Genomic DNA, 11784 nt, shown 5'->3' with positions numbered 1-11784 from the left:
TTTAGGCAGACGAGCTGACTGTCCATGTGGCGACAACTGATCGGGTCGGCGCCACAGGAGGGAATATACAAGTAGGCAAAAGAAAGCGGCTAGAAGCCCCTGCTAAGCGGGTCTCGTGGTTTGCCAGGGGTAGTGGTGCGACTGGAATCCGTGTTCTCGCACATTCAGCGTTAGTGACAAAGGAGTCATCAGCTCCCACTCGGCACTGCGTGCGTCGCGGACGGGTCTGCATGGGAAACCTCCTGCTTCGGTTGAGGGCCGTGGGAGCCGTCGGCTTCGCCTCGGCGAGGCGCCTCTGCACTCACCCCGGAAACCCGATGGCGAGGCGCGAACGTGAAAACGTAGCGATCGGTTTTATGAATGACTCTTCGGCGCGCGCAGCGCCGCCGGAAGTATGACGCCCTTGTCACAAGAGCATGTAGTGGCACGAACCCAGATTCCAGTCGCACCACTACCCTGAGTGAGCTGCGGGACCCGCTTAGCAGGGGCTTCTAGCCGCTTTCTTTTGCCTACTTTTCTTTGCGGCGGCAAAGAAAAGTAGGTGCCCCCCCGCACAAGGGCAACGCTAATAGACCACTAACAAAACAAGGAGAGGCCAAAGCGCTAAGAACACGGACAAAAGCGCCGCGCAGGCAAAAAACCCTCTCAGCTACTCACAACAGCAGAAGGACACGCCGGCACAGCAACAGCAGCCCCCTTCCCAGCAGAACCACCCTTAGGCGCCACAGCCGCCATCATCTGCACAGCAGCAGCTACTTGCACAGCAATCCGCTGCAACGCAACGCGATGCCCATTAACAAGTGCATCGTAGCCGCCGCTAACCGGCTCACTCACGACACTCCGACAGGTCATCACCCCAGTACCACGTACAGCCCTAACACTCCAGACCGCATCGATCAACGCATGCGACCCCGGCCATGACTCGAATCGCTGCACATTCATGCTGACCCGGTACACCGGCGTCGTATCCGGATACGCGGTGCCATACACATCGATCGTGCCCAACTGCTGCGTCAGACTGGTCGACAAAGCCCGGCGAATCTCGTCACCCGGCAGCGAAGCCCAACGCTCCTGCTCGAGCACCTGGACCTGCGTCGGCCCTGTCTGCACCACAAGCTGATTCTTCGCCACCTGCGGCGGCACATCGATCGGCGCGACTTCGATCAGCCACGCCGGCGCAGCGGAAGTCCTGGCGCTAACCGGCGCCGTGGAGCCGACAGCCGCGCCATCAGCGCCGAGCGTATAGAAGCGGCTGCTCGGCGACGAACACGCCGCTATCGCCACCAGTCCGGCCAGAGCGCCGACATAAACAGCGCCGCGCACGAGCCCGCGCGGCGGGCGGGGGAGCCGGGCAAACATCATGGTTTATCTCCTGATTTACCGCGCAACAGCGATTCCGGATGACGCTCCAGATAATCCGACAACGCATTCAGCGACTGCAACGTGCGCGTCAGTTCCTGCAACGCCTGATGAACATCCGACTGCAACGGCGAGTCCTGCTGCAACGTCGCCTCGGCCGAACCGAAGGTCTGCTTCGCGGCAGCCAGGGTGTCGCGCGCCTCCGGCACGACTTCCTTGTCGAGTCGCGTGAACAGTTGGTCGGCGTTCTTCAACGCGCTGTTCAGGTTCGAACCGATCTGGTCGAACGGTACCTTGTCGAGCTTCTTCGCAATGTCGGCAACCTGCACCTGCAGTTCGTCGAGCGAGTTCGGAATGGTCGGCAACTCGAGCGGATCGCCCGTGACGTCAACCGTGGCCGGCGGCGCTTTCGGGAAGATATCGAGCGCCACGTACAACTGGCTCGTAATCAGATTGCCGGTGCGCAACTGGCCGCGCAGACCATGCTTGACGAGTTGTTGCAGCAAGGTTTGACCCGCGAGGCTGCCCGGTGTCGGCGCGGTTTCGCGGAAACGCTTGCCGAGGCGGTCCGGGTACAGGTTCATCGTCACCGGCATCGTGAAGCTGCGCGTCTTCGGATCGTAGTCGATGCCGATGTTGGTCACCTGGCCCAGCACGATGCCGCGGAAGTCGACCGTCGCGCCGACCGACAACCCACGCAGCGACTGATTAAAGTTCATCACCACGCGCAACGGCACGCCGTCCGGTTCGCGCATCGCGTCCTGTTCATCCGAGCCGAGGCGGAACGTCATGTTGTTCGGCGCCTGCGCGCCCACGCCCTGGCCCGGCGGCGACTGGAACGACAAGCCGCCGACGATTACCGTCGCAAGCGACTGCGTATTCAGCTTGAAGCCGCTCGAGTCGAGCCGCAGATCGACGCCGCTCGCATGCCACCAGCGCGAGTTGGTGCCGACGTACTGGTCGAACGGCGCCGACACGAATACCTGCATCGTTACGCCGGTGCCATCCTTGTCGAGCGAGAAGCCGACCACCTGGCCGACCTGCACGCGCCGGTAGAAAATCGGCGAGCCGATGTCGATCGAGCCGAGCGAGTCGCCGTGCAGAACGAACTGGTGGCCCTTCTGGTCGCCCGTAATAGGCGGCGGCGTTTCGAGGCCGACGAAGTTCTTCTCGGTGTCCGGTGAATGGCCGGCGTCCGCGCCGATGTACGCACCCGAGAGCAGCGTGGTCAGCCCCGACACGCCGCTCGCGCCGACGCGAGGGCGCACCACCCAGAAGCGCGAATCCTTGACCGCGAAGTCTTCGCCTTCCTTGGTGAGCTGCACCTGAACCAGAACGTGCGAGAGATCTTTCGAGAGCGTGATGGTCTTCACCGAGCCGACATCGACGTCCTTGTACTTGACCTTGGTCTTGCCGGGCTCGAGGCCTTCGGCGCTGGTGAACGTGATCGTGATCGTCGGGCCTCTTTCGGTCACCGACTTGATCACGAGCGCGAGGCCGATCAGCGCGGCGATCAGCGGAATCACCCAGACGAGCGAGGGCAGCCAGCGGCTCTTCGGCTCGATGTCGGGGTCTGGCAGTTGGGGCGGCAGCTTGGGTCCGTTCGAATCGTTGCGCGGCGCATCGGAGGCGGGCGTCGGTCCTTGCGGGCTAGTCATGGTCGAGGTCCTGAGGTTTGGGAGTACTGCCTTCCACGTTGTCCCAGATGAGCCGTGGATCGAATTGCATGGATGCCATCATCGTCAGAATCACCACCGAGCCGAAGGCGATCGCGCCCGGGCCGGCCGTGATCACAGCAAGCGACTTGAAACGGACCAGCGCGACGGTCAGCGTGACGACGAACACGTCGAGCATCGACCAGCGCCCGATCCGTTCGACCATCCGGTATAACGTGGTGCGTTGCTCCGGCCGCCAGCGCGAGCGGCGCTGCGCGGTGGCCGTGAGCAGCACCAGCACGCTGAGCTTGAGCATCGGCACCATGATGCTGGCGATGAACACGATCACGGCCAGAGGCCAGTCGCCCGAGGTCCAGAAGTACACGACACCGCTCATGATGGTGTCGTCTTCCGAACCGAGCAGCGACGAGGTATGCATCACCGGCAGCAGATTCGCGGGAATATACAGCAAGGCGGCGGCGATCAGCAGCGCCCACGTGCGCATCAGGCTGTCGGGATGGCGCCGGTGCAGCACCGCGCCGCAACGGCTGCAGTGCTGCGTCGTGACGGAGCGGATGCGCGGCTCGACGCGTCCGCATGCATGGCAGGAGACGAGGCCCGCGCGCTTCGCGGTGATGTATTTCATCGTGCGCTCATCCCTGATGCGGGGCCGGCGGAGCGCCCGGCGGTAGGGCGGATTGCGACCCGCCTTGCACTTCCGGTGGCGCGGGCGGCCCGGCGACCGAACTGACGGCAGCCGCCGCGCTGTCCGCGGAAGTACGCGGCAACGGCCGCTGACCGCGTTCGCCCATTTCGTCGGCGAGATCCCACAGCACGCGCGGATCGAACGTGACGACCACTGCGATCATCAGCGTCAGCACGCCGAACGCGAATAGCGCCGCTTCCGGAATCACGCGCGCGAGACTCACCATCTTCACGATGGTGATCAGCACGCCGAGCATGAACACTTCGATCATGCCCCACGGCCGCACGAATTGAATGGCGCGCAACACACGGTTGAAGGCGGGTGGCACGTAGCCCGAGCGCAGCGGGATCAGCACATAGAGCAGCGCGACCAGCTCGGTCAGCGGAAACAGGATGGTCGAGCAGAACACCATGACCGCGACGATCTGCATGTCCTCGCCCCATAACGCGACGAGCGCGCCGAACAGCGTGGTTTGCGAGGTGATGCCGTTGGCATCGAGTTCGACGATCGGGAAGGCTTGAGCGATGACGAAGGTGATCAACGCGGCCAGCGTCATCGCACAGATGCTGTCGAGCTTGCGGGAGACGCCGCGATAGAGCGTCGCGCCGCAGCGCGGACAGCGCGCGACCACCCGCCCGACAAGCCGGGGCTTGCGGAACAGCGTATCGCATTCATGGCACGCGATCAGGTTGTCATGGTCCATACGGCAGAAGGGCTAACGACGTGATGGGAGGCGTGCAATACCCGTTTCAGGGCAGGGCTGCAGAAAGCGTGGAGCAATAGTACCAAACGCGCTTCACCGAGGGGCGGGCCATTGCACCCGGCGCAACCGCTCAACCAGGCGGCTTTGGAATCGGGAATAGTCTTACACAAAAGCGCTTACCTCTGACACCGTCCGTCCCTAATTGTTCAATACCGTTCTGCATGCGGGAAAACTTTCCGGGTCTGGGCTCTGCATGGGACCAGAGTAAGCGCTAAAGCGCTAACTCTGGCCGACACTGCCAGCTTTTTCCGCTTGCGGTAGCATGGCGGCCTTGGCGTGTGCCGCAGCCGCCATGTTTTTCTGTCGCGTCGCACGATGCAGCATGCATTGCCGGCGTGGAATAGCAGAGCCGGCTGCGCCGTTTACCTCTCTTAGCTTGCGTTGACCTGTCATGGCACTCAATCCTTCTTTCGGTGGCCGGGAGTCATACACGCGGACTGCCATTGCCCTTCACTGGCTGATCGCGCTGCTGATCGTGTGCGGCTTCGCGCTTGGTTGGGTGATGACCGACATCCCTGGCTTCACGCCCACCAAGCTGCGCTACTTCTCCTGGCACAAATGGATCGGCGTGACGGTGTTCGCGCTCGCCGTGCTGCGCATTCTGTGGCGCGCCACCCATGCGGCCCCGCCGATGCCGCGCCGCATGCCGGGCTGGCAGCGCGGCGCCGCGCATCTCACGCATCTGTTGCTCTACGCGCTGATGATCGTGATTCCCGCTTCCGGCTATCTGTATAGCTCGGCAGCCAACATCCCGGTGGTGTACCTCGGCCTGATTCCGCTGCCGCGCCTGATCGCACCGGACCCGCATCTCAAGGAGTTGCTGAAGAACGTGCATATCGCGCTGAATTACACGTTGCTCGTGCTGGTCGCGCTGCATGTTGCTGCGGCGCTCAAGCATCAATGGTTGGACCGCGACGGCCTGCTGTCGCGCATGCTCCCTTTCATCAAATAAGGATAACCATGAAAGTTTCGTTTTATCGCTACATGCTCGCCGCGTTCGCTGCGGCCTCGCTGACCGCGGCCGGCAGTGCGCTGGCCCAGGTCGACGTCACGAAGAGTTCGGTGACGGCAACCTCGAAGCAGATGAACGTGCCGGTGGAAGGCAAGTTCGGCAAGTTCACCGCGCAAGTCAAGTTCGACCCGGCAAAACCGGCCGACGGCACTGCGCAATTCAGCATCGACGTGGCCAGTTACGATCTCGGCGACGAAAGCTACAACGACCAGGTGCGCGGCAAGGACTGGTTCGACGCGAAGACGTATCCGACTGCAACCTTCGTGTCGAGCGCGATCGCCCCGGCCGGCGGCAACCAGTTCAAGGTCACCGGCAAGCTGACCATCAAGGGTAAATCGCAGACCGTCGTGGTGCCGGTCACGGTCACCCAGCAGGGCGCGAACCAGACGTTCGACGGCTCGCTACCGATCAAGCGCTCGCAATTCGACATCGGCACCGGAGAATGGAAAGACACCTCGGTGGTGGCCGATGACGTGGTGATCAAGTTTCATATCGTTGCAGCACACAAGTGACGTTCGCCGCGCTCTCCGGGCGCGGCCGATTTCCTTCGAGTCAGGAATTCCGGAACCATAAGGAGCATGAATTGAAAACATCCCTGTTGATCGCTGTCGGCGCACTGGCTTCTTCTTTCTCGCTCGGCGCGTTTGCTGCAGCCGATACCTATCAGCTCGACCCGACCCACACGTATCCGAGCTTTGAAGCGGATCACCTCGGCGGCCTCTCAGTGTGGCGCGGCAAGTTCACCAAGAGCTCCGGCACGGTCACGCTCGACCGCGCAGCGAAGACCGGCACGGTGGACGTCACGGTCGACCCGGCTTCGGTCGAAACCGGCAACACCAAGCTCGACGAGCATCTGAAGACGGACGCCTTCTTCGATGTGACGAAGTATCCGTCGGTGACCTACAAGGGTACCGATATCAAGTTCGACGGCGACAAGCCGGTCCAGGTGATCGGCAGCCTGACGATGCATGGCGTGACCAAGCCGCTGAATCTGACGATCGACTCGTTCAAGTGCATGCAGCATCCGGTGCTCAAGCGGGAAGTGTGCGGCGTGGAAGCGAGTGCGCATTTCAACCGCAATGATTACGGCATGGATTTCGGCGCGAAGTACGGCTTCAGCATGGACACCAAGCTGCATATCCAGGCCGAAGGCATCAAGCAATAAGCGCTTTAACGAGCATCTTAGCCGGCTCGTATTCAAAGCCACTTATGGCGCGGCCGTTGCGCCGCAACAAAAAAACCGCTTCGTTCGCTTTTGCGATGAAGCGGTTTTTTATTGCCTGTCTGAAACGCCGGAAGCCTTGTGCAATGGCCGCGAGCGATTTGCCGCTCGCGCCGTTTTAATTTTTCAGGTACATAGAGCGCTGACACCGCATTGGTTGTGCGCGCACCCAGTTCGGCAAGATCCAGCGTAAGACCTACGTTAACAATATTTCGCGCGCATTGGAGATCTGCATGAATACAACGACAGCGGCAAGTCTGGCGGGGAGCCGGCGGAATTCGTGGCGCGCGGTGGTCGCCGCCTCGATCGGTAATGCGCTGGAATGGTTCGATCTGGTGGTGTACGGCTTTTTCGCGGTCACCATCGCGAAGCTGTTTTTCCCGGCGGGTAACGACACGATCTCGCTGCTGCTGACGCTCGGCACCTTCGGCGTGTCGTTCTTCATGCGGCCGCTCGGCGCGATCGTGATCGGCGCTTACGCCGACCGCGCCGGACGCAAAGCGGCGCTCACGCTGTCGATCCTGCTGATGATGTGCGGCACGCTGATCATCGCGCTTCTGCCGACGTATCAGAGCATCGGCATTGCCGCGCCCGTGATTCTCGTGGTCGCGCGTTTGATGCAAGGCTTTTCGGCCGGCGGCGAGTTCGGCAGCGCCACGGCTTTTCTCGCGGAACACGTACCGGGGCGGCGCGGTTTCTTCGCAAGCTGGCAGGTCGCGAGCCAGGGGCTCACCACGCTGCTCGCGGCCGGCTTCGGCGTGTTGTTGACCGGCAAGCTGTCGCCCGAGCAGATGGCCTCGTGGGGCTGGCGCGTACCGTTCTTCTTTGGTCTCCTGATCGGACCGGTCGCGTGGTACATCCGCACCAAGCTCGACGAAACGCCTGAGTTTCTCGCGGCGGAAACCACCACGACGCCGCTGCGCGACACGTTCACGAGCCAGAAACTGCGCCTCGTGATTGCGATTGGCGTGGTAGTGCTCGGTACTGTGTCGACCTATCTGGTGCTGTTCATGCCGACATATGGCGTGAAGCAGTTGGGGCTGGCGCCTTCGGTCGCGTTCGCGGCGATTGCGCTGACCGGCGTGATCCAGATGGTGTTCTCGCCGCTGGTCGGTCATCTGTCGGACCGCCACGGGCGCACCACGATCATGCTGATCTCGGCGCTGTTGCTGCTCGTGCTGATCAATCCGGCGTTCGTGTATCTGGTCGCGCATCCGACCTTCGGCACGCTGATCGCGCTGCAGGTGGTGTTCGGCTTTCTGATGACGGGCTACTTTGCGGCGCTGCCGGGTTTGCTCTCGGAGATGTTCCCGGTGCAGACGCGTACGACGGGCATGTCGCTGGCCTATAACATCGCCGTGACGATCTTCGGCGGCTTTGGACCGTTCATCATCGCGTGGCTGATCAGCTTCACGGGGTCGAAGGCGGCGCCGAGCTACTACATGATATTTGCCGCGGTCGTGAGCCTGGTGGCGCTGATGGCGGCGCGGCGTAAGCTCGGGTTTCGCTAACGCTCGGCAAAGGCGATAAACGCGGTAAACGCAAAAGGCCGGTTCGAGAGAACCGGCCTTTCTTATTGCGAGGTCTGACTACAGCAAGCTCAAACTTGCGCGCCTGCGTTTGGATCGTCCGGATCGACGCGTTCCTTCTTGTCCTTCACCAGATCTTCACGCTTCACGCCGAGCCACATGGCGAGCGCCGCGGCGACGAACACCGACGAGTAGATACCGAACAGAATACCGACCGTCAGCGCCAGAGCGAAGTAGTGCAGCGTTGGACCGCCGAACAGGAACATCGACAGCACCATCATCTGCGTACAGCCGTGCGTGATGATCGTGCGCGACATGGTGCTGGTAATCGCGTGGTTGATCACCTCGATCACGGTCATCTTGCGTTCGCGGCGGAAGGTTTCACGAATCCGGTCGAAGATAACGACGGATTCGTTCACCGAGTAGCCGAGCACCGCGAGCACCGCGGCCAGTACCGACAGCGAGAACTCCCACTGGAAGAACGCGAAGAAGCCGAGAATGATGATCACGTCGTGCAAGTTAGCGATCACGCCGGCTACTGCATATTTCCACTCAAAGCGGAACGACAGGTAGATCACGATGCCGACCACCACACAGGCCAGCGCAAGCAGGCCGTCGGTAGCGAGTTCCTTGCCGACCTGCGGGCCGACGAATTCGACACGCTGCAATTGCACTTCCGGCGTGTCGGCCTTCAGCGCGCCCATCACCTGGTCGCTCTGTTGAGCCGACGTGTAGCCCTGCTTGAGCGGCAGACGGATCAGCACATCGCGCGAGGTGCCGAAGTTCTGCACCTGAGCGTCGGCATAACCGAGCTTGCCGAGCGTGCTGCGCACCGGATCGAGCGGCGCGGCGCCCGGATACTGCACTTCGACGACGGTACCGCCGGTGAATTCCACCGACAGATGCAGCCCGCGATGCAGCAGGAAAAACACAGCAGCGACGAACGTCAGCAGCGAGATTACGTTGAAAATCAACGCATGCCGCATGAACGGAATGTCTTTGCGAAAACGGAAAAATTCCATGGTCTTGTTCTCCGGGGCTCAGCGGGATGAACCCGGTTTCTGCGGCGTGTTCGACGAACCCGACGCGTCGCGACGGCGCACAGTCGGCTTGGCACGCGCCTGGGCCGCAGCTTTGGCCTTGGGCTTGGCGCTTGCCGCAGCGACGGCTCGTGCTGTGTCGGTCGCGGCATCTTCGTTGCCGAGGTAAGCGGCGGCACCGTCGATACCTTCCGGTTGCGGACGCCACACCTGGCCAATGGCCAGCGACTTGAGCTTCTTCTTGCCGCCGTACCAGAGGTTCACGAGGCCACGCGAGAAGAACACCGCCGAGAACATCGAGGTCAGGATGCCGATACAGTGGACCATCGCAAAGCCACGCACCGGGCCGGAGCCGAAGGCGAGCAGCGCGAGGCCGGCGATCAGCGTGGTGACGTTCGAGTCGAGAATCGTCGCCCATGCATGCGCGTAGCCGTTCTGGATCGCCAGTTGCGGCGGCGCGCCGTGGCGCAGTTCTTCGCGCACGCGCTCATTGATCAGCACGTTCGCGTCGATCGCCATACCGAGCGCGAGCGCGATAGCGGCGATACCCGGCAAGGTGAGCGTGGCCTGCAACATGGACAGCACGGCGATCAGCAGCAACAGGTTGACCGACAGGCCGATCATCGAGATCACGCCGAACAGCATGTAGTACGCGATCATGAAGACGGCGATTGCCACGAAGCCCCACACCACCGAGTGGAAGCCCTTCTGGATGTTGTCCGCGCCGAGGCTCGGGCCGATCGTGCGTTCTTCGATGATGTCCATCGGCGCTGCCAGCGAACCGGCGCGCAGCAGCAGCGCGAGGTCGGCGGCGCCTTGCGGCGTGGCTTGGCCAGTGATCTGGAAGCGGTCGCCCAGTTCCGACTGGATGGTCGCCACCGTCAGCACTTCGCCCTTGCCCTTTTCGAACAGCACCATGGCCATCGGCTTGCCGATGTTGTCGCGCGAGACACTGCGCACCGCGCGGCCACCGGCCGAGTCGAGGCGGATGTTCACGGACGGACGCTGATGTTCGTCGAAGCCTGCCGACGCGTCGATAATGCGGTCACCCGTGAAGATGATCTGCTTGCGCAGCAGCACCGGCGTCTGGTTGCCTTGGGTGAACAATTCGTCACCCGGCGGCACCGGATCGGACGGATTCGGATGCGTGTTGACCGGGTCGGCGAGGCGCGCTTCGAGCGTTGCCGTACGGCCGATGATGTCCTTGGCCTTCGCCGTGTCCTGCACACCCGGCAGTTCGACGACGATACGGTCCGAGCCTTGCTGCTGGATCACCGGCTCGGCCACGCCGAGTTCGTTCACGCGGTTATGCAGCGTGGTGATGTTCTGCTTGAGCGCGGCGTCCTGCACGGCTTTCTGCACCGCCGGCGTGAACGTGCCGACCAGTTGCACACCGCCGTCCGGGTTCGCTTGCGAGGCCCACTGGAGTTCGCTGATGCCGCGGCCCAGTTGCTTGGATGCCGCGTCTGCCGTGGCCTGGTCGGCGAAATTGATCACCACCGTCTGGTTGACGCGGTTCACGCCGCCGTCGCGGATGTTGTTGTCACGCAGCATGGTGCGTGCATCCGAAGCGTCGGAGTCGAGCTTCTTGTTGAGCGCGCCGGCCATGTCGACCTGCAGCAGGAAGTGCACGCCACCGCGCAAGTCCAGACCGAGGTACATCGGCAGCGCATGCAGGGCGGTCAGCCAGCGCGGCGACGCGCTTTGCAGGTTCAGTGCGACGATGAATTGCGGGTCGGTCGGGTCGCTGTTCAGCGACTTCTGCAGCAGATCCTTCACGCGCAATTGCGTGTCGGTGTCCAGCAGGCGCACGCGGATGTTCGCGTTGGTCGACGAGTTGTCGAACGTGACTTCGTCAGGCTTGATCTGATTGGCGGCAAGCGCCGTTTCGACTGCCGACAGCGTGGTCGAGTCGAGCTTGACCGTTGCCTTGCCGCTCGACACCTGCACCGCCGGCGCTTCGCCGAACAGATTGGGCAGCGTGTACACGAGGCCGATGACCAGAGCCACCAGCATCACGGCGTATTTCCAGAGGGGGTAGCGATTCATGAGTGGTCCAACGGGAAGGTTGGCTTGGAAGCGATGCGTCCGGCGATGAGCGCGGGCAGTTCAGCGTTGTGCTGCGAGAACTGCTGGCGAGGCCGCGCCGGACGCGAGAGAGCAGGCCTTACAGCGACTTGATCGTGCCCTTCGGGAGAATCGTCGTGACCGACGCTTTTTGCACGGTGATTTCCGTGCCTTCCGAGATTTCGACGCCGACGTAAGCTTCACCCACCTTGGTCACCTTGCCGACGATGCCGCCATTCGTCACCACTTCGTCGCCCTTGGCCATGGCGGCGAGCATGTTGCGGTGTTCCTTCTGGCGCTTCATTTGCGGGCGAATCATGATGAAGTACAGCACGCCGAACATCAGGATCAGCGGCAGGAAGCTCATCAGGTTCGATTCAATGCCACCTGTTGCTGTGCCTTGGGCAAAGGCATTGGAAATGAACGACACG

The 11784-nt window shown here is 62.3% G+C and carries 11 protein-coding genes; 4 read left to right on the top strand and 7 right to left on the bottom strand.

Going from position 1 to position 11784, the window contains the following annotated elements; all coding sequences use genetic code 11:
* Positions 1 to 645: 645 nt before the first annotated feature.
* From KHO33_RS31465 to KHO33_RS31450, 4 genes are read right to left on the bottom strand one after another with little or no spacing between them, the layout of a single operon-like run.
* Positions 646 to 1362 carry a PqiC family protein gene (locus KHO33_RS31465; RefSeq protein ID WP_200563828.1) on the bottom strand — a complete coding sequence of 239 codons (717 nt, stop codon included), beginning with the start codon at positions 1360 to 1362 and terminating at the stop codon, positions 646 to 648.
* Entirely contained in the window at positions 1359 to 3017 is a 1659-nt protein-coding gene (locus KHO33_RS31460; protein ID WP_200563826.1) for a PqiB family protein, read from the bottom strand. Before KHO33_RS31460 ends, KHO33_RS31465 begins: the two co-directional genes overlap by 4 nt.
* Complete coding sequence (locus KHO33_RS31455) at positions 3010 to 3660, bottom strand: paraquat-inducible protein A (protein WP_054037743.1); 651 nt, start codon at positions 3658 to 3660, stop codon at positions 3010 to 3012. Before KHO33_RS31455 ends, KHO33_RS31460 begins: the two co-directional genes overlap by 8 nt.
* A gap of 7 nt (positions 3661 to 3667) precedes the next feature.
* Positions 3668 to 4423, bottom strand: coding sequence for a paraquat-inducible protein A (locus KHO33_RS31450; protein ID WP_054037745.1), 756 nt, complete (start codon positions 4421 to 4423; stop codon positions 3668 to 3670).
* A gap of 451 nt (positions 4424 to 4874) precedes the next feature.
* Here KHO33_RS31450 and KHO33_RS31445 point away from each other — a divergent pair, with 451 nt between their 5' ends.
* The 4 genes from KHO33_RS31445 (at position 4875) to KHO33_RS31430 (ending at position 8228) form a co-directional block, all read left to right on the top strand.
* Positions 4875 to 5435, top strand: coding sequence for a cytochrome b (locus KHO33_RS31445; protein ID WP_200563824.1), 561 nt, complete (start codon positions 4875 to 4877; stop codon positions 5433 to 5435).
* Positions 5436 to 5443: 8 nt separating this feature from the next.
* Complete coding sequence (locus tag KHO33_RS31440; RefSeq protein WP_054037749.1) at positions 5444 to 6007, top strand: YceI family protein; 564 nt, start codon at positions 5444 to 5446, stop codon at positions 6005 to 6007.
* 83 nt (positions 6008 to 6090) lie between these two features.
* Positions 6091 to 6660, top strand: coding sequence for a YceI family protein (locus tag KHO33_RS31435; RefSeq protein ID WP_200564234.1), 570 nt, complete (start codon positions 6091 to 6093; stop codon positions 6658 to 6660).
* A gap of 290 nt (positions 6661 to 6950) precedes the next feature.
* Positions 6951 to 8228: an MFS transporter gene (locus KHO33_RS31430; protein ID WP_200563822.1), complete on the top strand. Its 1278-nt coding sequence runs from the start codon at positions 6951 to 6953 to the stop codon at positions 8226 to 8228.
* 89 nt (positions 8229 to 8317) lie between these two features.
* Here KHO33_RS31430 and secF read toward each other — a convergent pair whose 3' ends face one another.
* The 3 genes from secF to yajC all read right to left on the bottom strand — a co-directional run bounded on the left by secF (position 8318) and on the right by yajC (position 11783).
* Positions 8318 to 9268 carry a protein translocase subunit SecF gene (gene secF / locus KHO33_RS31425; RefSeq protein ID WP_054037751.1) on the bottom strand — a complete coding sequence of 317 codons (951 nt, stop codon included), beginning with the start codon at positions 9266 to 9268 and terminating at the stop codon, positions 8318 to 8320.
* A gap of 18 nt (positions 9269 to 9286) precedes the next feature.
* Positions 9287 to 11335 (bottom strand): protein translocase subunit SecD, encoded by a 2049-nt coding sequence (gene secD, locus KHO33_RS31420; RefSeq protein ID WP_054037753.1) that lies wholly within the window; start codon positions 11333 to 11335, stop codon positions 9287 to 9289.
* A gap of 118 nt (positions 11336 to 11453) precedes the next feature.
* Positions 11454 to 11783, bottom strand: a complete 330-nt coding sequence (yajC, locus tag KHO33_RS31415; RefSeq protein WP_007179286.1) for a preprotein translocase subunit YajC — start codon at positions 11781 to 11783, stop codon at positions 11454 to 11456.
* Position 11784: the final 1 nt, after the last annotated feature.

It is taken from the genome of Paraburkholderia nemoris, from assembly GCF_905221015.1.
Taxonomy (GTDB): domain Bacteria; phylum Pseudomonadota; class Gammaproteobacteria; order Burkholderiales; family Burkholderiaceae; genus Paraburkholderia; species Paraburkholderia nemoris.
This window is presented reverse-complemented; position numbering and strand designations above follow the sequence as displayed.

What these genes read in the sequence shown, in the direction of transcription:
- KHO33_RS31440 (WP_054037749.1), top strand. Translation starts at nt 5,444, where the DNA reads ATGAAAGTTTCGTTTTATCGCTACATGCTCGCCGCGTTCGCTGCGGCC.
- KHO33_RS31460 (WP_200563826.1), bottom strand. Translation starts at nt 3,017, where the DNA reads ATGACTAGCCCGCAAGGACCGACGCCCGCCTCCGATGCGCCGCGCAAC.
- KHO33_RS31430 (WP_200563822.1), top strand. Translation starts at nt 6,951, where the DNA reads ATGAATACAACGACAGCGGCAAGTCTGGCGGGGAGCCGGCGGAATTCG.
- KHO33_RS31445 (WP_200563824.1), top strand. Translation starts at nt 4,875, where the DNA reads ATGGCACTCAATCCTTCTTTCGGTGGCCGGGAGTCATACACGCGGACT.
- KHO33_RS31455 (WP_054037743.1), bottom strand. Translation starts at nt 3,660, where the DNA reads ATGAAATACATCACCGCGAAGCGCGCGGGCCTCGTCTCCTGCCATGCA.
- KHO33_RS31465 (WP_200563828.1), bottom strand. Translation starts at nt 1,362, where the DNA reads ATGATGTTTGCCCGGCTCCCCCGCCCGCCGCGCGGGCTCGTGCGCGGC.
- secD (WP_054037753.1), bottom strand. Translation starts at nt 11,335, where the DNA reads ATGAATCGCTACCCCCTCTGGAAATACGCCGTGATGCTGGTGGCTCTG.
- KHO33_RS31450 (WP_054037745.1), bottom strand. Translation starts at nt 4,423, where the DNA reads ATGGACCATGACAACCTGATCGCGTGCCATGAATGCGATACGCTGTTC.
- secF (WP_054037751.1), bottom strand. Translation starts at nt 9,268, where the DNA reads ATGGAATTTTTCCGTTTTCGCAAAGACATTCCGTTCATGCGGCATGCG.